Genomic DNA, 23,837 nt, shown 5'->3' on the forward strand with positions numbered 1-23,837 from the left:
ATCTTGTGCAGTATAAACAGTCAGCAGAGGAAGAATCCATGTCAGAAAGCCCGTCTTTCCGTTCCGGTTTTGTGGCCATTATCGGTGCACCCAATGCGGGAAAGTCCACCCTGATGAATCGCCTGATTGGTGAAAAAATTGCCATCACATCCAGAAAACCCCAGACCACGAGGAACAGAATACTGGGCATTGTTCACAGGCCTTTGTGTCAGCTTGCCTTTGTGGATACGCCGGGTGTTCACAAGGCGGGTAAAATACTGAACCAGCGGATTGTGGAAGCAGCCCTTGGCGCCATTCCCGATGCGGATGTGGTTCTATGGCTGATGGATGTCAGCAGATCCTTTTCAGAGGAAAACGACCTGATTCTTAAGCATCTGCAGGTCTGCAAAAAGCCGGTGATTCTGGCTCTGAATAAGATAGATCTGGTTGCAAGACCTGAGCTTCTCCAGTGGATGGAACGCTGGAATAATCGTTTTTCTTTCCAGGAGATTATTCCCGTCTCTGCCATGGTGGGGGATCAGCTGGACATTCTTCTGGATGTGCTGGAAAAATATTTGCCCGAAGGACCACCGCTTTTCCCCGAAGACAGCCTGACGGACAAGTCCACGCGTTTTATTGTGGCCGAGCTGATACGGGAAAAGGTACTGCGTCGTACGGGTGAAGAGATTCCCTATTCCATTGCCGTAACCATCGAGTCTTTTCAGGAGGGCGGTCCCGGAGAAAAGGCGGAGATTCATGCGGCCATTCATGTGGACAGAGATTCCCAGAAGGGGATTCTGATAGGGAAGGGCGGGAGTCGTTTAAAGGAGATAGGCACCGATGCCCGCAGGGATATTGAAGAGCTTGTGGGGAAAAAGGTTTTTCTGAAGCTCTTTGTGCGGGTGCAGAAGAACTGGACCCGGGACACCAAGGCCATGGAGAGGTTCGGGTATTGACCGGAGTCCTGAGGAGTTTCCCTTTATGGAATATCAGTGGTTTGAAGATGATGTTTTTGTAAAAAAAGAAAGGCAGAAAGCCAGGGAGCTGCGTCAGACCGAGTGGTGGAAAAGACAGTGTGCCAAAGGGAGCTGCTCCTATTGTGGTCGCTCCGTTGCTGCCGCTGATCTCACCATGGACCATGTGGTTCCCCTGGCAAGGGGCGGCAGGAGTACAAAGGGTAATGTGGTGACGGCGTGCAAGGCCTGCAATACAAAGAAAAAACAGATGCTGCCTTTGGAATGGGAAGTATGGCTTCTTCAGGCTGAAGAAGGCAGGGGAAAGGGCTGAGGCTTTTCGTTTAAAGCGGGGTTTTTTTTAGCTGATTTCCTGAAATGGAGATATTTTATTCACCCTGTCTCTAAAAATACTGCGCCTCTGGTTTGTCCTTGTGAAAATAAGGATGCGAACCAGAGGCGGTGTTTTTATAAGGTTTATCTGCATAGCCTGTGTATGGTCTGGGCATGCCAGCGCCCACGGCCGGAGAAGGTGGGGTAATCATTGTCCGTCAGATAGGCCGCAATCTGCTCATAGGTCATGTTATCTTTTCTGAGTTTTTCAATTAGCTTAAGGATGTATTTGCGGCTGGTTTTTCTTACATCATCTTCCGTGGTGTCAAGAAACTCAGGGTCTCTGACATGATTATTTCTGGTTTGTGCATCATTTTTTTCTTCTGGCGTGGCAGTCTGTGTCGCCGGAGGAGACGACAGGTTATCCAGCAGTCTGTCGAGGCTGTCTGCAAGGCGTTCCAAGGCTTCTGCCTTGCGTTCTTCGGCTTCTGCCTTACGATCTTCCATAAATATCCGGTCCCGCTGTGTCTCTACGAGGTTTTCCAGAGAAGCCTGCAGAGCAAGGAGGGTTTCTTCGCGGATGGCAGGAGTCTGTGCCTGAGGTACGCGGGGTGTCCTGCGATCCTGGCCGGTTCTTCTTTCCGTATGACTGGGAGCGTTTGGGTTGTTGTCGTGGCTGCCTTTGTTAGGCTTGTTGAAGCGGCGTTCCTTTGCCGCAGACTGGTTCCGGAGGTTCTGAAGAAAATCATTCATTAGGATATCCTGTTATAAGCTCGCACTCTGGCGATAAGAAGTGATGTCTCCACTGTAACATCGGAGTTTTAAAAATACATTAAAATCTGTAAGTATTTTTCCTTTGAAGAAAAAATCAAATTTTCCCGTATTGATATATCAGATAATGAAAGATGTCAAATCTGCTTTTTTCTTAAAATAAATAAGCCCTTTCTGATCAAGACATGGCTTATGCCCCCTGTCTTTCGTAGCAGTATAAAAAACGGGTCAGAATGAAATTTTCATTCTGACCCGTTTTTTATTGAAGTACAATTGATTTATGAAAAATCAGCAGTTTTTTAGAAGCGATAGGATACGGTGATTCCGGCTCCCAGAAGGTAGCCTTCAGCTTTGGCGTGAACCCTTGTGGGGTCTGGAGAAACTTCTCCCGCAAATACCTTGTTCAGGTTGACGGATTCTCCACCAACAATGCGGGTCTGTTCAATGGCCGTGTACTGGAGAACCGTATCAATGGTGAATTTTTCAAAGTTAAAGCCTGCACCAAAGGAGTAGGTTTTCTTGTCCGCATCCGGCCACATGGTGTCCAGGGTGTCATCGGGAATGGGGGTGGGGTCATAGAAGTAGCCGGCACGTAAAGTGACAAGATCGCTCATGATATATTCGCCACCAAAGCGCAGCTGCCTTGTGTTTTCCCAGTTGCGAGGGGATGAGATTTCTTTTTTACCAAGGGCTACAAGGTCAATTCCAAGACTGTTTTCAATGCTTGTGATGGGTTCGGTCTGGTTTTTGAGTATGGACCACTCTGTCCATACCAGATCCATCTGCATGGAAAAACGGTCATGGGGGGTATAGCGAATCCCTGCCTGAATCTGCTGGGGATGGTTGTAGTCCAGGGTGGCTTTGGCTACTTTGATGCCATTTACATAGGCATCGCCTTCAAAATCCACGTCCGTTTCACTTCTGTAGGTAAGTCCCAGGGTAAGGTTTTCCACAGGTTTGTACTGTATTCCGAGGTTGAAGGAATAGTTCAGCTCGTCCTCAAGCTCGATTTTCAGGTGGGCGCCGTCCAGGGTGCGGAGCATGTCTGGTACAGTACCTTCGCTGGTGAGATCTTTGGCGCCAACATAATATATTTTTTCTGCAGCGGATTTGGTTTGGCCTATGGAAACGCCAAAGCCCAGAGACAGCTTGTCATTTACTTTGTAAGCAAGGCCTGGGTTGATGACTTTACGGAAGTAATAGGAGTGGAATGAGCTGTATGCCGTGGGATTCACCTTTGGGTCGCTGGGGAATTCCACCTCAAGGCCAAAGGGTGAGTAGATGGCAACACCCATGAAAAGCCTTTCTGAAAGGGGCATGGCAAAACCCACATGGGGGGCATAGAGGTTTTCCGAAGAATCGGAAAAGCTCATGGCCTCATTTTTACTTCGGGGGAAGTCAGGGTTACTGGACCCTTCAATATAGAAGTCCTTCATCTTGATTGTGGGGTCTATCATGTGTAGGCCGCCAGCCAGGGTGGGTCTCTTGATCTGGGTAAGACCGGCTGCATTGTAATAAACGGCAAAGGGATCATCGGCATAGGCACCGTAGGCGCCGCCCATGGAAGTTGCTTTGGCTCCTATGCCAAAGGTGTCAACGCAGCCGGCATAGGCCGTACCTGCACCCAGGACTAAAGCTGTCGCCAGACAAAGAATCTGCTTTTTCACGTAGGCCTCCTTGATGGTGGTTTTAAAACTATGGTTAGACAAGCATTGCATAAAAAATTTCGGATCTGAAAAACACATCCGCCTGTTTTTGATGGAGCTTAATTTCATACATGGATTTTTTTGTTGAGACCCATGTTGGTCCGGGTTTATCTGGTTTTTTGCCTGAAATATACATTGTGAAAAGCGAACGGTGTTTCAGATTTAGCGGAGACAGATGGGTAAGTCAAGAAAAAAGGAAGTAGTCAGGATGGAAAAGGGGGAAAAGCCCCCCTTTGATGGATTTTGGTTCAGCGGAAAAGGGCGCAGCTTACAAAACGGGTTTCAGGGGACAGTGAGAGATCTCCTCCTCCTTTTACAAGGGCGAGGATGACTTTGGCAGGTTCCTGGTCTTTGGCAGGTATGTGAATAAAATCCGAAATATAACCGTCAAATTCAGGGGTTCTGGCCGTAACTTCCATTTCATAGCCATTCCATGAGAGCAGGTGGAGGCTGCCCGTGCGGAAGATACGCAGCCTTTGGAAAAGGCCGCCTGCCGCTTCGCTGTTGTGCAGGGCGAGGATTTTTTCCGTACCGCCATCTTCGGAAAGAAAACGGGTACGTCCGTAGAAATAATACCTGTTTTTTTCATCATGGCGGCTCTGGCTTCCGGAATAATCCATGGATACGGGAATTCCCCCATAGGAATTCCGGCTTTCCCAGAAAGTTTCACCATTTTCAGAAGCAAGGGAAAGGGTTCCGTTTTCTGCCATATAGAGGCGGTCCTTTGGATCATTGTCGCGGACACTAAGGGGGATGGCGTCAAACAGGTTATTTTCGGGGTGGGAACTTTCTGCCAGGTTGATGCCTTTCTCAGTAACACGGGCTTCCATGACCGGTCCGGAAAAGAGGTTCTCCCTGAACCCCCGCAGACGGGTCAGTATGACATCTTCTCCTTTGGAGTTACGTCCCCTGGCAAAAAAACGATTTCCCGGACCTGCTATGACATGAATTTTGTCATTTTCCAGAACCATTACCCTGGAGCGCATTCTCTGATTGCCGGGGTTCACAGCGGTCAGCCATATTTCTGCTTGGCCGTTTTTGTTGGTATCCAGCACATGCATCTGAAGGGCAATTTCATAGTGGGGCAGGGAGAAGGAGGCAAGGGTGTTCTGGAGTGAAGCGTCCATGATGCGGATAAGCCTTCGGTCCGCAAGGACAATTTCCATTTCTCCGTTTCCCGTGAGGTCTCCTGCGTCCATGGCCACCACGGCTCCTTTATATGGGTTGCTGATGTGGAGAACCTCAAAGGAGGTCTTTTCATCCGCTGTGGACTGCTCTTCCAGCTTTTTGCTGCCGGAGATTATGGTTTCCGCAGGGCTTTCTGTCTTCTGTAAAAAAGCCAGCACTTTATCTCCAAAAGCCGTAACTTCAGGAAGAAGAGCAGCATCATTTCCGGTGCTGTTTCTTTGTGATATTTGTATTTTGTCCGTGCTTTTTTGTACCAGGGCAAAGTCTGTGATCATTGTGCCGCCAAAGGCGGTTATGCGGGTACGGATTTCAAAAGAAGCTTCTTTTGTATTTCGGCTAAGCCATCCTTCAGAATCCAGCTGTCCATCCAGAAGGGACTGTATACCGTCGGCCAGAAAAGAAAGATCTTCCGATGCGTGGATAAGAGGTGGGGAGATAAATACAGTTTCTTTAGCCTGCAGTGACTGCAGGTTTGCAAAAATAAGAAAGAGAATGGAAAAAAGGATGGGCCGTTGCATGGAAAGGCTCCTTAAGTTTTTTTACAGGATTTGTTATAGAATAGCAGGTTTAGTATATTTACGATAGCAGGCCTGTAAATTATCATTAAAAAAATATAAAGAATACCTATAAGCAATTTTTTAAAGGATGCAAAGGGGAGGGTTGCAAAAAAATGAAGGTTAAATTTACGGGTTGACTTTAGCTGGTTGCCTTGCTAAGCATGATCCTGAATTTTTCCTTTGGAAGGAGAAGGGTCAGGCCTCCGGAGGAGCATGTTGTATTTCCTAATCATTAATCTGAAAATCAGGAGAATGCCCATGAAAAAGCTGTTTGTTTCCGCCGTTGCGGGTTTGGCCATGCTTGGTCTTGCCCTTCCGGCATCTGCCTTTGAAAATGAGTTTGGTGGTTACTGGAGAACCAGAGCCTTTACCCAGGGAGATTTCGGTGCTGACGGATCCCAGGATCTTTCCCGTGTAGATACCCGTACTCAACTTAATTACACAGCAAAGTTTTCCGACAACCTTAAGTTTGTGAACGTATTCCAGATGAATGCTGTCTGGGGTGATGAAGCAAACCAGGACACTTATGGAAAAGTTGGTGGTAAGGGCAGTAATGATGTTCAGGTAAGAAGGTCTTATCTGGATGCTGGTTTTGGTGACTTCAATGTAAAAATTGGTATCCAGCCTGCAACAGTTGCAAGGGGATTCCTCTTTGACGATGAAATGGCCGGTGTCAATGTTACCTATGTTGGGAATGGTTTTGACGTTCCAGTTATGTGGGTGAAAGCCGTTGAAGGTGGTCGTGGAAAAGACATGAACAAGCAGGATGTGGATATGCTCATCGTATCCCCCAATATTGAAGTAGCTCCTAATATTAATATAAACCCTGTTTTAATGGGACTGTATTCAGATGATTCTAAGCTTGGCATGAATGAAGAAGGTTCTTTCATGCTTAGTGATAACAAAAATTATTACAATACTGGAACAGTGTATTCTTCTGAAATTGCCCTGCTGTATCTTGGTATGAATGCGGATATGGATTTTGGCATGGGTTCTGCGTGGTTTACAGGGATTTATCAGTTTGGTAGCATAGACTCTTATGAAACAGGTTTAACAGGTGCTACTAAAAGCGATGATGTTCGTGCTTTCCTTGTAGCCTTGGGTGGTGAAGTTAATATTGATCCTTTCAGTATCCATGGCCAAATGTTCTATGCTTCCGGGCAGGATCAGAAAGGTTGGAAAGACGGTGATGATATAAATGTTTTCGTGCAGCCCTATGGTCAGTCTTATTACTGGTCTGAAATTATGGGTTTCGGAATCTTTGATAATCAAGCTTCTCACGGATCTCCTGCTGATCAGATTGGTAACATAATGGCTGTTAATTTGGGGGCATCTATGTCTCCTATGGAAAGACTTACCGTTACCGCTGACATTTGGTACGCAGAGTTGGCAGAAGATGCTTATATTGGTACCGTTAATGGTGTTGAAAAATGGGAAAAAGAGCTGGGAACAGAGCTTAATTTAAAGGCTACTTACAAGGTGACTAATAATCTGACCCTGGATGTTGTAGGTGCCTATCTCTTTGCTGGCGATGCTACAGGCAAGGATGACCCCTACCTTGTGGGTACTCGTCTTGCCCTTAGCTTCTAATCTGATCTTCCCTTCTTTTAGGTAAAATAGAAAATAAAATAAAAGTCCGGGAGACAAAAGTCTTCCGGACTTTTTCATTTTTTTAATCTCACGATTTTCAAGCCACAGGAAAATTGCAGGTTACGCAAGTCAGCGGGCACCCGTAAAAGGGTGCCACTGTAAAACAGGGCCGTAAAAATCATTCGTAGGTTTATCCTTGTGCCCGCCTTTTGATGGGTTGCCCGTTGATGGACAATGCTGCAGGCCCATGATCCTCCAAATATGGCTTTCATCTGTAAGACCTGAAAAAACATCACCTGTCTCTGGCGATTCTCCAATAAAAAAAGGGCCCGGAATGGAAAAAATATTCCGGAACCCACGATTTGTTTTTATTACGGTAAAGCTTTTTATTCAAGCATACGCTGCAAAAGCTCCGTCACCACCTTGGGGTTGGCCTGTCCCCTTGTGGCTTTCATCACCTTGCCCATGAAAAAGGACATGAGCTTGGTTTTGCCGCCTTTATAGGCTTCCACCTCTGCTGGATTTTCTTCCAGCACCTTCTGCACCGCCGTTTCCAGCTCTGATGTGTCGGAAACCTGGGAAAGGCCCTTTTCTTTAATGATGATATCCGCAGACCTGCCGGTTTCCGCCATGTCTTCAAAGACTTCCCTTGCAATTTTATCGTTGATATCCCCCTTTTCCAGAAGCTGCAGCAGTTCTCCTAGAGCTTTGGCGGATACAGGGGTGTTTTCAATGGAAAGTCCCTTGGCATTGAGAAGTCCCAGCAGATGAACCGCCACCCAGCTGGTGCAGCGTCGGACATTGGCGCATTTTTCAAGGCAGGATTCAAAGTAGTCCGCCAGTTCACGGGAGGCGGTCAGGGTGGCAGCATCATCATTTTTAAGGCCAAGGCTTTCCACAAAGCGGGCTTTGCGGACTTCCGGCAGTTCGGGAAGGTTTTTTCTCAGATCTTCTATCCAGTCTTCATCTAGCACCAGAGGTACAAGGTCAGGGTCCGGGAAATATCGGTAGTCGTGGGCTTCTTCCTTGCTGCGCATGGAAAAGCTCTGGTTTTTCACGCTGTCCCAGAGTCTGGTTTCCTGAATGATTTTTCCGCCGCTGCGGAGAATGCTTTCCTGTCGTTTTATTTCATAATGAATGGCTTTTTCAATGTAGCGGAAGGAGTTGAGGTTTTTAAGTTCCGCACGGGTACCCAGTTTTGTTTCTCCCTTTGGCCGGAGGGACACGTTGGCATCACAGCGGAAACTGCCCTCTTCCATGTTGCCGTCACAGATATCCAGATAGCGGACAATGGCATGGAGCTGGCGCAGATAGGCCACGGCTTCGGCCGGGGATGACATGTCAGGTTCGCTGACCACCTCGATGAGGGGGGTGCCTGCCCGGTTCAGGTCCACAAGGCTGGCCGGACGAAAGGGGTCGTGGCTGGATTTGCCCGCATCTTCTTCCATATGAATGCGGGTGATGCCAATGCGTTTTTTTTCCGGCCTGCCTTCCACCTCGATGTCCAGCCAGCCGTGCTCGCCAATGGGCATGGCAAACTGGGAAATCTGGTAGGCCTTGGGAAGATCCGGATAAAAATAATTTTTCCGGTCAAAGCGGCTTTCCCGGTTCAGGGTGCAGTTGGTGGCCAGAACTGCCTTTGCAGCCATTTCAGCGGCTTTTTGGTTGAGCACGGGGAGGCTGCCGGGAAGGGCCAGGCACACTGGGCAGGTATGGGCATTGGGACCGGCACCAAAGGCTGTGGAGCAGCTGCAGAATATTTTGCTTGCGGTTTTGAGCTGTACATGCACCTCAAGACCGATGACCGTTTCAAAATCCATGTAAACATCCTCATTTGGGGTAAGCTGTGTGTATTCAGTCAGGAAAGAAAAATTAGTATGCAGAAGCCTTTGTGTCAATCTTCTTGCGTGTTTCAGGTATAGAAAGTTTTTCTTTTATCCTTTACAGGCAGCGGAAAAAATTGGAAAAGAACCACTGTGTCTGATGCGTCTGCAGCGGTATTCCCGGCCTGATCTTTATTGAGGAGGATTTTTGTGGCTTTTTTTCTCTGTGTCATTGGTATGGTCATGATTGTGGAAGGCATTCCCTACTTTGCCTTTCCGGATAAGATGAAGGCCATGATGGCCGAGATGCTAAAGCTTCCTTCGGCAAGGCTGCGGCGCTTTGGTTTTGTTCTCATGATGGTGGGGCTGGCTCTGGTTTATCTTGGGCGGGGAGCTTAGTGGTTATTGTACTCCGCACGGTCATTTTTGAAACAAAATGATGAACATTTTGGTTTTATTACTTTCTTCCCTCACCCCCGGCCCCTCTCCCGGAGGGAGAGGGGAGAAAAGCAGCCATTCTCAAGGCTCCCTCTCCCCTTGGGAGAGGGTTGGGGTGAGGGTCTCATTAAATAAATCAGAATAACAATCCAATTTTCAGATGTTTCACAGATGGGCATCTGGAGTATAAATACGATGAGGTCCTACTTTTTGTTTGAAAGGGTTTTTCATGTTCAGCCTTTCGGATTATGGCTATGATCTGCCTGCGGAGCTTATAGCTGACCGCCCGGTTCCGGAGCGGGATACTTCCCGTCTTCTGGTGCTGGACCGCAGCAGGGGTGATGTGGCGCATCGCTATTTTAAAGATATAAAAACTATATTTCAGCCCGGAGATCTTCTTGTTGTCAATGATACCCGTGTGATACCGGCCCGCCTCCATGGTGTGAAAGCTACGGGTGGCAGGGTGGAAATTCTGTTGCTGGATTATGTGGGGGGCTGCCTGCACTTTGAAAGGGAGGGGGTTTTTCAGTGCTCCTGTCTGGTGAGGGCATCCAAAAGACCAGCTGTGGGCAGTGATCTTTTCATAGGGGATAGTATACGGGTCCGGGTGGAAACGCTGGAAAGGGATGGCTCGGCCATCCTGTCCTTTCATACGGAAGATCCCATGCCCCAGGCCCTCATGGATGCTGGCAGTCTGCCCCTGCCACCCTACATTGAAAGAAAAGAGGAAGACCCTGAGGATGCCGTCCATTATCAGACCGTATATGCCAGCAGGGAAGGGGCTGTGGCTGCACCTACGGCCGGACTGCACTTTACGGATGGCCTGCTTGCGGATTTGCAGGCAAAGGGTGTGGAGCTGCGGCATCTGACCTTGCATGTGGGTTATGGCACCTTTGCTCCAGTGCGGGTGGAGGATATACGAAGCCACAGTATGCACAGTGAACGTTTTGAGATCAGTGAAGAAACGGCAGATGCCATTCTCAGGGCAAAGGCTGAAAAAAGACGCGTGATTGCCGTGGGCACTACCTGTGTGCGTACCCTGGAATATGCGGCCATTCAGGATGGCGGGCTGAAGCCGGGGGCTGGCTTCTGTGATCTCTTTATTTATCCGGGGTTTGAGTTCCGGGTTGTGGATGCCATGCTCACCAACTTTCATCTGCCGGAAACAACGCTTATGATGCTGGTTTCTGCCTTCGGAGGCTATGATAATATCAGAAAGGCCTATGGTGAAGCCATAGCCGAAAGGTACCGCTTTTTCAGCTATGGGGATGCCATGCTGATGATTTGATTCCTGTGGGTTTTGTAGCTGGTTTGCATATTTTTTGAACTGACAAGGCTATCATTTCACTGGTTCGGTTCCAGTGTAAGGCACCCTTGCTGTTTGCAAGTGACATTGCAATCGTTTCGGATCAGAGCTTTGCAGGCCTGTGCGAAAGAAGCGGCAAACTGTCTGAGCCGACACAAAGGCAGCGAACTTTAGTCTGCTATGGTAATCAAAAAGCTCATCCTGCCTGTGGCGGCGAGTTTTTGCCGGTTCCGCACAGGGCAAGAAGCTCTAAGAATAAGATTGCGTCACGGGTAAACAGTATGGGTGCCTCAGCACCTGCCGGGCAGCAATTGCCGATACCAAACGAAAATGGCAGGAAATAATGAGGTATGTCTGTAACCGTTTTTCCCCTTGAACCTGTTGAAAAGAAATTATAAATAACATGCTGACCTTTGAACTGGAAAACAGCTCTTCAGACTCTTCGGCCAGGGCCGGAAGAATCCACACGGCCCATGGAGAAATACAAACCCCCATTTTTATGCCCGTGGGTACCCTTGGCACGGTTAAGGGCCTTACTCCCGAAGACCTTCTGGACTGCGGCAGCCAGATTATTCTGGGCAACACCTATCATCTGTACCTGAGACCGGGGGCGGAGCTTCTTTCTCGCTTTGGCGGCCTGCATTCTTTCATGCACTGGGATAAGCCTCTGCTTACGGATTCCGGAGGATTTCAGGTTTTTTCCCTGGCAGCCCTTTCTAAAATTACGGATGAGGGGTATCGTTTTCAGTCCCATATAGATGGTTCCAGTCATCTTTTTACACCGGAATCCGTGGTGGCCATGCAGGATGTTATCGGTTCCGATATCATGATGTGTCTGGATCAGTGCATTCCCTATCCTGCTGACCGAACTCTGGCGGAAAAGGCCCTTGAGCGCACCACCCTATGGGCACAGCGCTGCAAAAAAGCCTGGCAGGAGGAAACGGAATGCAGAAACAGTCTCTTCGGTATTGTGCAGGGGGGAATGTTTGCGGATCTGAGAAAACGGTCTGCCCAGGAGCTTGTGGATCTTGATTTTCCGGGATATGCCATTGGTGGCTTAAGTGTGGGGGAGCCCACGGAGCTGATGTATGAAATGGGGTCTTTTACCCTGCCCCTGCTGCCGGAAAACAAGCCCCGTTACGTCATGGGTGTTGGAACTCCTGAAAACCTTGTGGAACTGGTTTCCCATGGTGCGGATATGTTTGATTGTGTCATGCCCAGCCGCAATGCAAGAAACGGCAAGCTTTTTACCCGTTATGGTGATATCAATATTGCCAACAGCCGTTTCCGTATGGATGAAAAGCCTCTGGATGAGACCTGCACCTGCTACACCTGCCGATACTATTCCAGGGCTTATCTTCGGCATCTTTACAAAACCAGGGAGCTTCTGGCCTACCGATTGAACACCCTGCACAATATCCATTATTATCTGGATTTAATGCGGAATATGCGCTCTGCAATTCTCGAAAACAGCTTTGCCGCTTTCCGCAGCACCTTTAGGGAAGAACGGGCCCGGGGCCTTTAAATGACCACATAAGATCATGAAAGGAAGGGATATGAGCATTACCAGAAAAATGGAAGGATTCATTGAAAAATCATCCTGGATCCGCAAGATGTTTGAGGAAGGGGCCCGCCTGAAGGGGCTTTATGGTGCGGAAAATGTTTTTGATTTCAGTCTGGGCAATCCCAATGTACCCCCACCTGAGCTTTTTCAGAAGACTCTGATGTCCGTTGCTGCGGATAATCCCGAGATGATCCATGGTTATATGCCCAATCCCGGATACCCTGCTGTGCGTGCCAAGGTGGCGGCCCAGGTCAGTCTGGAACAGGGAATGGAAGTCAGCGGGGATGAAATTCTCATGACCTGCGGTGCTGCGGGTGGCTTGAATGTTATTTTTAAAAGCATTCTGGATGCAGGGGATGAGGTGGTGGTACCATCTCCCTATTTTGTGGAATACAACTTCTATGCGGATAATCACGGCGGAAGCATCCGTGCGGTTAAAACAAAACCGGATTTTTCTCTGGATCTGGTCGCCATTGAGGCTGCCATCTGTGAACGGACCCGTGCCGTTCTGATCAACTCCCCCAACAACCCTACAGGTCAGGTCTATTCCCGTGAAAGCCTTGAAGCCCTTGGCCGTATGCTGGAGGAAAAAAGTGCGGCCCTTGGCCGGACCCTTTACCTGATTTCCGATGAGCCCTACAGAAAAATCATATATGATGGAATTGAGGTTCCGGGGCTTTTCACCTGTTACCGCAACACCATGGTAACCACCTCTTATTCCAAGGATCTTTCCCTTGCCGGAGAGCGCATTGGTTATGTGGCCCTTTGTCCTGCGGCGGAAGCCAGAGATGCCCTTCTCGGGGGTATGGCCCTTGCCAACAGGATTCTTGGTTTTGTGAATGCACCGGCCCTGATGCAGCGGGTGGTGGGTGAGCTGCAGGGAGTTACCGTGGATATCGGAGAGTATGCAAGAAAGCGCAGTCTTCTCTGTGACGGCCTGAAGAATGCGGGATATGAATTTACCGTTCCCGGCGGTGCCTTCTATCTTTTCCCCAAAAGCCCCATAGCCGATGATGTGGCCTTTGTCCGGCTTTTGCAGGAGGAAAAGGTGCTGGCCGTACCCGGTTCCGGTTTCGGTGGTCCCGGTCACATCCGTTTGAGCTATTGTGTTTCCGACGCCACCATCACAGGGGCCATGCCCGGATTCAGAAGGGCCATGGAAAAGGCGAAGGATCTTTAAGTAACACGATCCTGAGCCATGAGAATGTAAGGGGTATGTAATGGGGTTTTATAAAATAATATCTGGTCTGTTGCTGGTTTGTTCCATGGCTTTTCCTGCCATGGCATCAGAGCGGGTCCTGCGGGTGATGAGCCACGACAGCTTCAGCATGGATGCTGCCCATGTAAGGGCCTTTGAAGAGGCCCACGGCGTCAAGGTGCGCTTTTTAAAGGCTTCGGGAACCGGGGCTGCACTGAATCAGGCCATCCTGAGCCGGGGAAAACCCATGGCCGATGTTTTTTACGGGGTGGACAATACCTTTATGGGCAGGGCACTGGAGGCGGATATTTTTATTCCCCATGCATCGCCTCTTCTGGAGAATGTGCCGGATTACCTGAAGCTGGATCCTTCCTTCAGGCTGACACCCATGGCCCATGGTGATATCTGTATCAATTATGATAAGGCATGGTTTGCAAAGAAGGGGCTTCAGCCTCCGGCCAGCCTGAAGGATCTGCTTAAACCCGAATATAAGGGTCTGCTGGTGGTACAGAATCCGGCGACATCTTCTCCGGGGCTGGGTTTTCTGCTGGCCACGGTGGATACCTTTGGTGAAGATGGCTGGCTTGCCTTCTGGGAGGGCCTGCGGAAGAATGATGTCCGTGTGGTGGCTTCTTGGAAAGAAGCATACTGGGGTCATTTTACGGCGGCATCCAAAGGAAAAAGGCCTCTGGTGGTGAGTTACGGAGCCAGCCCTGCGGCGGAGGTTCATTTTGCAGAAAACAAGCCCGAAGAAAGCCCCACCGCAGCCATTACAGCCGAAGGCACCGGATTCCGTCAGGTGGAGTTTGCAGGCATCCTCAAAGGAACAGAGCTGCCGGAACTGGCGGCCCTGTGGCTGGACTGGATGCTGGATAAGCCTGTTCAGGAAGCCATTCCCCTTTCCATGTTCATGTTCCCTGCCAATGAAAAGTCAGAGCTTCCGGAGGTTTTTCAGCGCCATGCCGTCAAGCTGGAGGGAAAAGGGGGACTTTCCGCAGAACGGATTCATGCCATGCGTGAAGTTTGGATGGATTCCTGGACACGGGCGGTTCTGAGGTGAGAAAGGCTGTTTCTTTCAAGGGCCTGCTTTTTCTCATCCCTGCTCTTTTTCTGGCTTATTTTTATTTTTATCCCCTGCTTCGTATGGCAGGTCTCGGTTTTTCCGGTCTGTGGGCCGGAGATCCGGGGCTTGCCCGTTTTTTTGGCAGCAGGGATTTTATTTCGGTGCTGGCCTTTACCTTCTGGCAGGCACTTTTATCAACCCTTCTTACCCTTATCTTTGCCCTGCCCGGAGCCTGGGTCTGGGCCCGATACCGTTTTCCGGGCAGAGGGATTTTTGCCCTTGTGGTGAGCCTGCCCTTTGTGCTGCCTGCTGTGGTGGTGGCAGCGGCCTTCCTTTCCCTTCTGGGACCATCGGGAATTCTTGCGGATCTATCCTCTTTTCTGTTCGGCCGCCCCCTTTATCTGGAAGATTCCCTGATACTGGTTCTCATGGCCCATGGCTTTTTCAATTATGCCGTGGTGTTTCGTATAGTGGGCGGATTCTGGGCCAGAATTCCTGAGTCCGTCTGGGAGGCGGCCCGGATTCTCGGAGCTGGCACCTTCCGTTCTTTTTGGTATGTGGCCCTGCCCCTCTTGGCACCGGCCCTTTTATCGGCATCGCTTTTGGTTTTTCTTTTCTGCTTTTCCAGCTTCGGCATCATTCTTATGCTGGGCGGACCCGCCATGTCCACCCTGGAAACAGAAATTTACCGCAGGGCTTTGCATCTCTTTCAGCTGCCCGTAGCAACCATGCTGGCCTGTGTTCAGCTGGTTTTGAACTTTGCTGTGATTTTTGTTCAGGGTCGCCTTGAAAAAAGATTTCAGACCGCACTCGCCTTTTCCCGAAGACCTGAAAATCCTTCTCCCAACAGAAAAAAAAGACTGCCCCTGATGGTGGCCCTTGTGTCCGGCAGTATCATGGCCCTGCCCTTGGGCGCCATGGTGCTGGCATCTCTCCGTGTGGGGGATAACTGGTCCATTGCCGCCTACACCCAGCTTTTTCGGGAATCCGGGGACGGTCTTTTCCTGATTTCTCCGGCAGCAGCCATGGGCCATTCCCTGATTTTTGCCCTGGCATCCATGTCCCTTGCACTGCTTACGGGTCTTTGTGCGGCGGTTTTTCTGTCCCGTTCTGATCTGCGGGGCAGAAATCTTTTAGAAACCTTTTTCATGCTGCCCCTTGCCACTTCTGCCGTGCCTTTGGGGCTTGGTTTCATACTGGCCCTGCACTGGCCCATTGATCTGAGGGGGACGCCCTTTCTGATTGTTATGGCCCACAGCCTTGTGGGCTTTCCCTTTGTGATGCGGGTGCTGCTGCCCGCCTTCCGCAGCGTGCCAAAAAATCTTCTGGAAGCTGCCATGACTCTGGGAGCTTCTCCGGCCCGGACTTGGCGTCTTATTTTATTTCCGCTGGTACTGCCAGCCCTTGGTGCTGCCGCCATTTTTGCCTTTACCATCAGCCTTGGGGAGTTCGGAGCCAGCCTTTTTGCCGTGCGGCCTGAGTTTGCCACCCTGCCCGTGAGCATTTACCGCTACCTTTCCCATCCCGGAGCTTTGAATTATCCCAAGGCCATGGCCATGAGCGTCTGGCTGATGCTTATGACAGCAGGCAGCTTCTGGCTGCTTTCCCGTCTCATGGGGCTTATGAAGACCCGAAGTACACAGGATGAAAAATGAAAAGCCTTCTTGAGGTTGAAAATATTGAGAAATGGCATGGCCTGCTGAAAACCCTGGACGGAATTTCCCTGTGTCTGGAAGAGGGAGAAATCCTCACCCTTTTAGGGCCTTCCGGAGGCGGTAAAACCACTTTACTGCGTATCCTTGCGGGCCTTGAAAATCCGGACAGGGGGAGGATCTGTCTGGACGGCAGGGATCTGGCCCCTGTGGAGCCCCACAGGCGGGGGGTGGGGCTTGTTTTTCAGGATGCGGCCCTTTTTCCCCATCTTAATGTGGAAGCCAATGTGGCCTTTGGTCTGCGCATGGCAGGGATGAAAAAAAAGGAAAGTCAGCACCGTGTCTTTGAAATGCTGGAACTGGTGGGGCTTTCCGGTATGGAAAAAAGGCGTGTGGACGGCCTTTCCGGTGGGGAGCGTCAGCGGGTGGCCCTGGCCCGGAGTCTGGCTCCTTCTCCAAGGCTTTTACTGCTGGATGAACCACTGGGAGCTCTGGACCGCAATCTGCGGGAACGTCTGGCCAGAGACCTGAGGACTATTTTAAAAAAACAGCAGCTTACAGCTGTCTTTGTCACCCATGATCAGGAAGAGGCTTTTTCACTGGGGGACCGCATTGCCGTCCTTCTGGATGGTCGTCTGGAACGAATGGATAGGCCTGAAGCCCTTTCCGCATATCCGGGAAGCCCTGCTGTGGCCCGTTTTCTGGGAGAACCCAATGTTTTTACCATAAAGGAGCTGCCTGCAGGTCTCCGGGGGTATTTTGGGGATCTTTCCGATGAAAGGGCTGTTCTGATACGGCCCGAGGGCATAGGGCTGCTGCCTTTTATTCCGGCGGAGGGAGGGGGCGGCAGAGCCTGTAAGTCCCTGGTCGGGGAAAAAGATGCCGCTTTTCTGTCGGCCCATGTGAAGGAACGCCGGTTTTTTGGCGCATTTTTCCGGGTGGAGCTGGACTTTGGCGGGGGCTTTGTCCTCACCGCAAGGCTTCCCGTATCAATGGTGCCGCCGGAAGAGGGAGCAGAGGTGGAGCTGGTTTTGAAAGAAGGCATGTTTTTTGCTTTAAACAGTGTTCAGAGAGACCGATGAAAGACCTTCCCAAGGAGATGAGTAAAGGTTGGCCTTAAACCCTGAAGGGATAGTTTTTCAAGCTTTGGGTCCAGAGTGCCGAAAAAGGGTACAGGAACTAAAAGGACTGTCCGTCAATGGAGACCTTTTTCCAGGATGTCGGACAGACCGGATAATCCAAAAGAGGGGAGGTTCCCCATGTGTCCCGTACAGATACTCCTCATATCAATGATCCTTGCCATGGACGCCTTCGTACTTTCCCTGGCCCGGGGACTTAGGATAGAAAGTCTTTCCTGGAAGCGTATGTTACGGGTTGGCGGTTTTCTCGGGGTTTTTCAGGGCGGGATGCTGCTTATTGGGTGGGCTGTCGGGCTTTTTGCCGGGATCTGGTTTTCGGGCTGGTATCCATGGCTGGTTTTTGGCATACTTGTTTTCATCGGATGCAGCCGTATCCGCTGCGGTTTGCGCAGCATTGGTAATCCTCCCCGGCGGGTGCTTTGCTGCCGTAGCATGTCTTTGTGGACCCTTGCTTTGATTCTGAGTCTTGACGCTTTTGCCGTGGGTCTTGGTCTGGGGCTGGTTTCTGCTGTGATGCCAGTTCTTACAGGCTTTGTCATTCTTTCCACCATGGGTATGGTTGTTACGGGGATGTCTCTGGGGCGGTTCCTGGGCGATCTTCCCTGGATGCGAAATCTTTCCGAGTGTGCAGGTGGAGTTTTTATTCTGGCACTGGCTTTCCGCTCCATGCCCGTTCTTCCTTTTTTTCTGATGTAAGTGGTATCACCGGCAACGGGCGGATAAGCCCTCTGAATGATAGTTTTTATATGACATTTTTCCATCTTCTTGCCATATCCCTGGCCCTTGCTGTGGATGCCTTTGCCGTGGCCCTTGCTGTTGGTGTCCGGATGCAGCAGCTGGGTTTCAGGGATGTTCTGCGTCTTGCCTGGCATTTTGGTTTTTTTCAGGCTGGTATGGCAGGCATAGGCTGGAGTTTCGGGCTGGGGCTGCGGAGTTTTGTACAGCCATGGGATCACTGGCTGGCCTTTGGTCTTCTCTGGCTGGTGGGCCTGAACATGGTTCGCTGTGGTATTTTCGGAGAAGAAGAGGTCCGGGATGTGGCCGATCCTACACGCGGCGTTACCCTGCTGCTTTTATCTCTGGCCACCAGCATTGATGCCCTTGCCGTGGGCATTTCCCTTTCCGTTCTGGAAATTTCCGCCACATTCCCCCTTCTGGTTATTGGCAGTGTGGGATTTCTCATGACGGCTCTGGGTATTGTCTGGGGTTACCGCATGGCAAAAAGCTTTGGCATCGGTGCCTGGGCTGAGGTGGTTGGAGGTCTTGTGCTTATGGGGATAGGCGTGCGCATTGTCATGGAACACACCAAAATTTTTTAGAACCATGGGGTTTCAGGGAGGCAGGAGGGGAGGCCTGCCTCCTTGAAACCTGTTGTGGATTATCCGGAACTCTCCGGCATAAGCCCATAGCTTTTGAGCTTTTTATGCAGGGTTTTCCGGGTGATACCCAGCTGCCTTGCTGTTTCGCTTTTATTACCGTTCAGGGCATGCAGGGTTCTGATGATGGTCGTCTTTTCCACTTCTTCCAGGGGAAGAATGGCCTCAGGTTCTATTATGGGAGGCAGGGGCTGTTCATCGAAGAAATCCGGCAGCATGAGACCTGCCTCAAGATAGGCACCCGTGGACAGGACAACGGCCCTCTCTATGCTGTTCATCAGCTCCCGTACATTACCAGGCCAGCCGTGGCGAAGCATGCGGTCCATGGCCTGGGGAGAGAAGCCTTTGATATCTTTTCTGTTTTTTTCAGAAAAATCCTTAAGAAAACGATCCGCCAGCAAAGGGATGTCTTCCCGCCTTTCCCGCAGGGCCGGCAGTTTAAGGGTTACCACATTGAGGCGGTAATAAAGGTCTTCCCTGAAACTGCCCTCTTTTACCATATCTTCCAGAGGTATGTTGGTTGCAGCCACCACCCGGACATCCAGCCTGATCACATCCTCTCCCCCTACCCGTGTAAGTTCCCTTTCCTGAAGAACTCGTAAAAGCTTGGCCTGCATGCTCATGGGCATGGAGCTTATTTCATCCAGAAAAAGGGTGCCACCCTGGGCCTGGACAAGTCGGCCCTCCTTTCTTCTGTCCGCACCGGTAAAGGAGCCCCGCTCATGGCCGAAAAGCTCGGATTCCAGAAGGGTTTCCGTGATGGCGGCACAGTTGATTTTAACAAAGGGCCCGTTTCTCCTCGGGCTGTTGTAATGGATGGCTCCGGCCACCAGTTCCTTTCCTGTGCCGGATTCCCCTGTGACCAGAACCGTGGCTTCCGCAGGGGCGGCCTGGGTGAGGGTTTCCAGAAGCTGACGCATGGCAGGGCTTTTGCCCACAATGTTTCTGCTATCAAAGAGCTCTCCTGCCTGGGCTTTAAGCCTGTAGTTTTCATCCTTCAGGCGCACATGTTCCATGGCCCGGATCAGGGTGATTTTAAGCTTTTCAAAATCCAGGGGCTTGGTGAGATAATCATAGGCGCCCTTTTTCAGTGCTTCTACGGCCGTATCCACGGATGCATAGGCCGTCATTAGTACTATGGGAATGGCGGGGTTGACCTTTTGTATGGCATCGAGTGCTTCAATGCCTGACATGCGCACCATTCGTATATCCATGAGAATGAGGTCATAGGCCCGTTTTTCCACAGCAGCCAGGGCCGTATCCCCGTCATCGGCCGTATGGGGTTCATAGGCCCAGCTTTTTACCATGGTTTCAAGCATGGTTCTGTGGGCAAGGTCATCATCCACGATGAGGATGGCAGGACGCATCCTGAAGATCCTTTCCGGAAAAAATCAGCGTAAAGGTACTGCCCTGCCCGGGTATGGAAGAAACCACGATTTTTCCGCAGTGGGCTTCCATGATGTTGTGGGCAATGGCAAGGCCAAGGCCTGTGCCTGAAGACCGGGTGGTAAAATAGGGGTCAAAAATATGGGGCAGGGCATGTTCGTCAATACCTATACCCGTATCCCGTATTTCTATACAAACTTTTCCATCCAGAATAATATCTGTGACGGTCAGGGTTCCCCCGGTGTCTTTCATGGCATCCATGGCATTGAGAAAGAGATTCAAGAATACCTGCCGGATGCGGTCTTCGTCAAGGGACATGAGAAGATCTTTGGAAATCCGGTTTTCCGTGCCAAGTTTTGCATCGGCGGCAAGGGAGCCGACCAGCTGCAGTGTGGCTTCGACAAGGTCCCGAATACGGATACAGCGTTTTGAGAGTACAACGGGTTTTGAAAAGTCCAGCAGCTGCCCTACTACCCGGTTCAGGCGGTCCACTTCCTGTATCATGATGTCGGCAATTCCGCTTTCTTCCGGATTATTTCCCTGTCTCTGGCGGAAAAGGGTGGCAAAACCTTTGATGGAGCTTAAGGGATTGCGGATTTCATGGGCAACGCCTGCTGCCAGTTTGCCAACGGTGACCAGGCGCTGGTTGCGCAGTATTTCCTTTCTCAGGGCATCTATTTCCGAGAGATCCCGGAGCAAAAGCATAATGCCGCCGGGTTCTTCTTCCGTATCCGGATAAATTCTCGAAAGGCCTGCTTCCAGATGCAGTGTTTTTTCCTTCAGTGTACAGGGTATTTCCCGGTAGAAGCCTTCCCCGTCCATAAGTGGGGAGCTGAAGTCCGCAGAGGCAAGAAAATCAAAAAGGGGTGCAGGAAGTACCTTTTTTGCAGGTGTGCCCGGTCGGGGAGGATCAATGCAGAGCAGTTTTTCTGCAAAGGGATTCAGGGTTTTAAGCATTAGTTTTTCATCAAAGGCCAGCAGCCCCATGGGCATGTTTTCCACCAGGTGGTTGGAAAAGGCCCTTACCCTGGACAAAGTGGTACGTGTCAGCTGAAAGCTCTGGAATAAAAGGATAAAAACAATGCCAGCAAAGCCCACAAGGAGCATCATGCCACTCATGAGCAGGGAGTGCCACATGTCCGAGGTTCTGGCCCTTTCCACATTATGCATGTCCAGTCCGATGAAAATCATGAGGTTTTCCTGATTCAGCCGGGAGAGGGAACCCAGAGACGGGTCCATACTGGCCAGCATGCGGAGACGCTGCTGGATCAGGCTGTCTTCATTGGGGCTGGGAAGAAAGGGCCGGTACACCTCAAAAACCGGGGGGTTGTCTCCGTTCTGGAGAATGCGCCAGTAGAGAATATTACGGGTACTGTCCGGATGTTCAATCCCTTCGCTCCGGATCTCGGGGGAGGGAGGCAGGAGGGCCTGCTGAATTTTCATGCCCACCCTTTCGGGCTGACTGTGGGCAATGATGCTGCCGTTTTCCCGGATGACAAAAAGATAGCGAATGTCAGGCTGCTTTGCGGTTTCCTCCAGAAGATGCTGCAGCCTGAATCCCTGCCAGTGAGCTGTGGCTATGCCCGTACGGGTGCCTGCTTCAAAGGCCCGGATCAGGGCGGCCCCCTTTTCCAGAAGCAGACGGTAGGCACTTTCCTTCTGACTCTGTATGGTATTGAAGGTGGCAAATCCCACCAGGGGGAAAAGAACGAGGGAGGCTCCGGCAACCACCCACGGGGGCAGAGAAGCCCAGAATCGTCCGGACAGCATTTCTTTACTCATATATATTCAATCCCGTCGGTCTTTTGTTTGCGTTCAGCAGCCTTTCTGAAGGCAGCAAAAATCAGACCATGGGAAAATACAGGAAATACGGTACTTTTATAGAATGCTTCGGATATAAAATAGCCACAAGCATCCCTGGAAAGGGTTTTTGTGGCTATTTTGTATCCATGGCGAGGCGTGGCTCAGGGGTCAGGATGCCACCAGTTTTTTAAGGGAAAGGGAGATGTCTGTCAGCTGACCGGCGCGGGCATCTACGAGTTGACCATTTTCAGCCAGCTTGCGGCTGGTTTCCCGGATATCCCGTATATTATCCGTAATGGAGGCAGCATTCCGGGCATTCTGACTCACCCTTGCATTCACTTCTTCCACACCTGCCGTGGCCTGGCCGATGTGAACGGCAATTTCCTGCATGGTCACGGACTGTTCCTCAACGGCGGAGGCAATGGCACAGACCCCTTCGTTGGCTTCGTGGACAACGGTGGAAATTTCCCGGATGTCGGCGATGCTTACATTGGTGGCATTCTGAATTTCTTCAATCTGCCTGCGGATATCCAGGGTGGCATCGGCAGTCTGTCTGGCCAGATTTTTGATTTCATTGGCCACAACGGCAAAGCCCTTGCCTGCCTCACCGGCTCTGGCAGCCTCTATGGTGGCATTGAGGGCAAGGAGGTTGGTCTGTTCGGAAATTTCCGTAATGACTTCAGTGATTTTTCCTATGGCTTCAGCCCCATGACCCAGTGCTCTGATTTTTTCCGTGGAAAGGGAGGCTTTTTTTACCGCTTCTTCCGTAACCTGGCTGGCTCCCTGGGTATTTTGGGCAATTTCCTGAATCGTGCTGGTCATTTCTTCCACGGCTGAGGCGATGGAGCTGAGGTTGGCCGTGGCCTGATCCATGGCTGCGGCAACACTCTGGATATTCTCCCCCATGGTTTCTGTGGCAGAGGTGACATTCTCAGCCTTGCTGGAAAGGGCTTCAGTGTCTTCTGCTGTTTCACCGGAGATATCCTTTAATTCCATGGCCGCATGGCCAAGGTTTTCGGCCTTTTCCTTCATGGCTTCAAAAATTTTTTCCAGCTGTTTTCCCTGCTCTGCTATCTGTGTCTTGTCTTTGATACCTGTCCAGTACCAGCTGTGGTTGGAGCGGGTCACCATGAGGAGCATGGCGGAAAAAAAGCCAAGGAAGATGGCAAAGGCAAGGGACACGGAATCCCCGTGGATCAGGCCCCAGAGGATACTGGGCGCAATGACCAGCACAACAAAAATAAGGGCAGCAGACAGTCTGGGGGACATGGATGAGGTGGCTCCGGAAGCCAGCCCGCAGAGGGACAGCACCGCAAGGAGGGATACCCATTCAATGCCGTAGTGCTGGAGGGAAATGAATCCCAGGAGGCCCCACAAAAAAGCGACGCTGTAATTGCCGAAAAGAAAAAGGCTGTGCCACAGGGCTGGTGCGCTGTCATAGGATTCCGCTGTTTTTCTGGATACGATGAAGCGAAGGGGTGTTATCAGAACAACCCCTGCGGTGAGCATCCAGAAAAAAGCAGGCAGATCCTGATTGATGGGGGTAAGAAAGTAAAAGAGAAGCAGACCCATGGGATAGGCGGCAATGGAAGATCTGGATCTGGCAGCCAGTTCCAGATCGGCTTCCCGCCGGTGCTTTTCCTTAAAAGATCTGCTGATTTTTTCCGTATTTGCTGAATCGTTCATTTTCTTGTCTCCTGATATGTCATTCATTGTTTGAATGCAGCCTTATGGCAAATTCGTCATATCAGGGCAAGGGTTTTATTGAATGGTTGGTTTACGGGCAGGGGCAAGGCCTGGGCTTCGGGAGCCTCAGCCACCGGCTTTCGAAGCCCAGTACGGGGCCGCACACAGACGCAAGGTCTGCTCCTGTTAAGTTCTTTTGTAGTTGTTCAGCATAATTTTTCAGGTACCATACCTGCCAGACAGATGCACAGGCACCCAAGCTATTTGCCCGTGACGCAATCTTATTCGGAAGCTTTTTGTCCTGTGCGGAAGCGGCAAAAACTCGC

19 protein-coding genes are annotated in these 23,837 nt (G+C 50.7%); 12 read left to right on the forward strand and 7 right to left on the reverse strand.

Annotated features, from left to right (window positions below):
- Nucleotides 1-38: 38 nt before the first annotated feature.
- Entirely contained in the window at nucleotides 39-935 is an 897-nt protein-coding gene (era, locus tag FIM25_RS00175) for a GTPase Era (RefSeq protein WP_139444932.1), read from the forward strand.
- A gap of 25 nt (nucleotides 936-960) precedes the next feature.
- Nucleotides 961-1,266 (forward strand): HNH endonuclease, encoded by a 306-nt coding sequence (locus tag FIM25_RS00180; protein ID WP_139444934.1) that lies wholly within the window; start codon nucleotides 961-963, stop codon nucleotides 1,264-1,266.
- Nucleotides 1,267-1,409: 143 nt separating this feature from the next.
- On the opposite strand, the gene FIM25_RS00185 is transcribed toward FIM25_RS00180, so the two are convergent.
- The 3 genes from FIM25_RS00185 to FIM25_RS00195 form a co-directional block, all read right to left on the reverse strand.
- Complete coding sequence (locus FIM25_RS00185; protein ID WP_139444937.1) at nucleotides 1,410-2,018, reverse strand: hypothetical protein; 609 nt, start codon at nucleotides 2,016-2,018, stop codon at nucleotides 1,410-1,412.
- Nucleotides 2,019-2,335: 317 nt separating this feature from the next.
- Complete coding sequence (locus tag FIM25_RS00190; RefSeq protein WP_139444940.1) at nucleotides 2,336-3,703, reverse strand: OmpP1/FadL family transporter; 1,368 nt, start codon at nucleotides 3,701-3,703, stop codon at nucleotides 2,336-2,338.
- Nucleotides 3,704-3,990: 287 nt separating this feature from the next.
- Nucleotides 3,991-5,448, reverse strand: coding sequence for a hypothetical protein (locus FIM25_RS00195; protein ID WP_139444941.1), 1,458 nt, complete (start codon nucleotides 5,446-5,448; stop codon nucleotides 3,991-3,993).
- Nucleotides 5,449-5,745: 297 nt separating this feature from the next.
- Between FIM25_RS00195 and FIM25_RS00200 the strand changes: the two genes are divergently transcribed.
- A complete protein-coding gene (locus tag FIM25_RS00200) occupies nucleotides 5,746-7,077 on the forward strand; it encodes a hypothetical protein (RefSeq protein WP_139444943.1) in 1,332 nt (443 codons plus the stop codon).
- Between the two features lie 386 nt (nucleotides 7,078-7,463).
- Here FIM25_RS00200 and gatB read toward each other — a convergent pair whose 3' ends face one another.
- The gene (gatB, locus tag FIM25_RS00205) at nucleotides 7,464-8,897 is read right to left on the reverse strand and encodes an Asp-tRNA(Asn)/Glu-tRNA(Gln) amidotransferase subunit GatB (protein WP_139444946.1); all 1,434 of its coding nucleotides are present in this window, start codon (nucleotides 8,895-8,897) and stop codon (nucleotides 7,464-7,466) included.
- Between the two features lie 213 nt (nucleotides 8,898-9,110).
- On the opposite strand from gatB, the gene FIM25_RS00210 reads away from it, so the two are divergent.
- The 9 genes from FIM25_RS00210 to FIM25_RS00250 all read left to right on the forward strand — a co-directional run bounded on the left by FIM25_RS00210 (nucleotide 9,111) and on the right by FIM25_RS00250 (nucleotide 18,579).
- Nucleotides 9,111-9,299, forward strand: coding sequence for a DUF2065 domain-containing protein (locus FIM25_RS00210; RefSeq protein ID WP_139444948.1), 189 nt, complete (start codon nucleotides 9,111-9,113; stop codon nucleotides 9,297-9,299).
- Nucleotides 9,300-9,567: 268 nt separating this feature from the next.
- Complete coding sequence (gene queA / locus FIM25_RS00215; RefSeq protein ID WP_139444950.1) at nucleotides 9,568-10,626, forward strand: tRNA preQ1(34) S-adenosylmethionine ribosyltransferase-isomerase QueA; 1,059 nt, start codon at nucleotides 9,568-9,570, stop codon at nucleotides 10,624-10,626.
- Between the two features lie 421 nt (nucleotides 10,627-11,047).
- Complete coding sequence (gene tgt, locus FIM25_RS00220) at nucleotides 11,048-12,169, forward strand: tRNA guanosine(34) transglycosylase Tgt (protein WP_139444952.1); 1,122 nt, start codon at nucleotides 11,048-11,050, stop codon at nucleotides 12,167-12,169.
- 31 nt (nucleotides 12,170-12,200) lie between these two features.
- Entirely contained in the window at nucleotides 12,201-13,388 is a 1,188-nt protein-coding gene (locus FIM25_RS00225) for a pyridoxal phosphate-dependent aminotransferase (RefSeq protein ID WP_139444954.1), read from the forward strand.
- Nucleotides 13,389-13,428: 40 nt separating this feature from the next.
- A complete protein-coding gene (locus FIM25_RS00230) occupies nucleotides 13,429-14,466 on the forward strand; it encodes a thiamine ABC transporter substrate-binding protein (RefSeq protein ID WP_139444956.1) in 1,038 nt (345 codons plus the stop codon).
- Nucleotides 14,430-16,124 (forward strand): ABC transporter permease, encoded by a 1,695-nt coding sequence (locus tag FIM25_RS00235; RefSeq protein WP_139444958.1) that lies wholly within the window; start codon nucleotides 14,430-14,432, stop codon nucleotides 16,122-16,124. The genes FIM25_RS00230 and FIM25_RS00235 overlap by 37 nt, the downstream gene beginning before the upstream one ends.
- Nucleotides 16,121-17,203: an ABC transporter ATP-binding protein gene (locus FIM25_RS00240; protein WP_139444960.1), complete on the forward strand. Its 1,083-nt coding sequence runs from the start codon at nucleotides 16,121-16,123 to the stop codon at nucleotides 17,201-17,203. The genes FIM25_RS00235 and FIM25_RS00240 overlap by 4 nt, the downstream gene beginning before the upstream one ends.
- Before the next feature lie 177 nt (nucleotides 17,204-17,380).
- Nucleotides 17,381-17,956, forward strand: a complete 576-nt coding sequence (locus FIM25_RS00245; RefSeq protein WP_179953057.1) for a manganese efflux pump MntP — start codon at nucleotides 17,381-17,383, stop codon at nucleotides 17,954-17,956.
- 50 nt (nucleotides 17,957-18,006) lie between these two features.
- Nucleotides 18,007-18,579, forward strand: coding sequence for a manganese efflux pump MntP (locus FIM25_RS00250; RefSeq protein WP_139444963.1), 573 nt, complete (start codon nucleotides 18,007-18,009; stop codon nucleotides 18,577-18,579).
- Between the two features lie 59 nt (nucleotides 18,580-18,638).
- Here the strand turns inward: FIM25_RS00250 and FIM25_RS00255 are convergent, their stop codons facing one another.
- The 3 genes from FIM25_RS00255 to FIM25_RS00265 all read right to left on the reverse strand — a co-directional run bounded on the left by FIM25_RS00255 (nucleotide 18,639) and on the right by FIM25_RS00265 (nucleotide 23,511).
- Complete coding sequence (locus FIM25_RS00255; protein WP_139444965.1) at nucleotides 18,639-20,003, reverse strand: sigma-54-dependent transcriptional regulator; 1,365 nt, start codon at nucleotides 20,001-20,003, stop codon at nucleotides 18,639-18,641.
- Nucleotides 19,975-21,804 (reverse strand): ATP-binding protein, encoded by a 1,830-nt coding sequence (locus FIM25_RS00260; RefSeq protein ID WP_139444968.1) that lies wholly within the window; start codon nucleotides 21,802-21,804, stop codon nucleotides 19,975-19,977. Before FIM25_RS00260 ends, FIM25_RS00255 begins: the two co-directional genes overlap by 29 nt.
- A 189-nt stretch (nucleotides 21,805-21,993) precedes the next feature.
- Nucleotides 21,994-23,511 carry a methyl-accepting chemotaxis protein gene (locus tag FIM25_RS00265; protein ID WP_179953058.1) on the reverse strand — a complete coding sequence of 506 codons (1,518 nt, stop codon included), beginning with the start codon at nucleotides 23,509-23,511 and terminating at the stop codon, nucleotides 21,994-21,996.
- Between the last annotated feature and the right edge of the window lie 326 nt (nucleotides 23,512-23,837).

This window comes from Desulfobotulus mexicanus (assembly GCF_006175995.1).
Taxonomy (GTDB): Bacteria; Desulfobacterota; Desulfobacteria; order Desulfobacterales; family ASO4-4; genus Desulfobotulus; species Desulfobotulus mexicanus.

What these genes read in the sequence shown, in the direction of transcription:
- FIM25_RS00250 (WP_139444963.1), top strand. Translation starts at nt 18,007, where the DNA reads ATGACATTTTTCCATCTTCTTGCCATATCCCTGGCCCTTGCTGTGGAT.
- FIM25_RS00180 (WP_139444934.1), top strand. Translation starts at nt 961, where the DNA reads ATGGAATATCAGTGGTTTGAAGATGATGTTTTTGTAAAAAAAGAAAGG.
- FIM25_RS00200 (WP_139444943.1), top strand. Translation starts at nt 5,746, where the DNA reads ATGAAAAAGCTGTTTGTTTCCGCCGTTGCGGGTTTGGCCATGCTTGGT.
- tgt (WP_139444952.1), top strand. Translation starts at nt 11,048, where the DNA reads ATGCTGACCTTTGAACTGGAAAACAGCTCTTCAGACTCTTCGGCCAGG.
- FIM25_RS00225 (WP_139444954.1), top strand. Translation starts at nt 12,201, where the DNA reads ATGAGCATTACCAGAAAAATGGAAGGATTCATTGAAAAATCATCCTGG.
- FIM25_RS00195 (WP_139444941.1), bottom strand. Translation starts at nt 5,448, where the DNA reads ATGCAACGGCCCATCCTTTTTTCCATTCTCTTTCTTATTTTTGCAAAC.
- gatB (WP_139444946.1), bottom strand. Translation starts at nt 8,897, where the DNA reads ATGGATTTTGAAACGGTCATCGGTCTTGAGGTGCATGTACAGCTCAAA.
- era (WP_139444932.1), top strand. Translation starts at nt 39, where the DNA reads ATGTCAGAAAGCCCGTCTTTCCGTTCCGGTTTTGTGGCCATTATCGGT.
- FIM25_RS00255 (WP_139444965.1), bottom strand. Translation starts at nt 20,003, where the DNA reads ATGCGTCCTGCCATCCTCATCGTGGATGATGACCTTGCCCACAGAACC.
- FIM25_RS00260 (WP_139444968.1), bottom strand. Translation starts at nt 21,804, where the DNA reads ATGAGTAAAGAAATGCTGTCCGGACGATTCTGGGCTTCTCTGCCCCCG.
- FIM25_RS00185 (WP_139444937.1), bottom strand. Translation starts at nt 2,018, where the DNA reads ATGAATGATTTTCTTCAGAACCTCCGGAACCAGTCTGCGGCAAAGGAA.
- FIM25_RS00265 (WP_179953058.1), bottom strand. Translation starts at nt 23,511, where the DNA reads ATGAACGATTCAGCAAATACGGAAAAAATCAGCAGATCTTTTAAGGAA.
- FIM25_RS00240 (WP_139444960.1), top strand. Translation starts at nt 16,121, where the DNA reads ATGAAAAGCCTTCTTGAGGTTGAAAATATTGAGAAATGGCATGGCCTG.
- queA (WP_139444950.1), top strand. Translation starts at nt 9,568, where the DNA reads ATGTTCAGCCTTTCGGATTATGGCTATGATCTGCCTGCGGAGCTTATA.
- FIM25_RS00245 (WP_179953057.1), top strand. Translation starts at nt 17,381, where the DNA reads ATGTGTCCCGTACAGATACTCCTCATATCAATGATCCTTGCCATGGAC.
- FIM25_RS00230 (WP_139444956.1), top strand. Translation starts at nt 13,429, where the DNA reads ATGGGGTTTTATAAAATAATATCTGGTCTGTTGCTGGTTTGTTCCATG.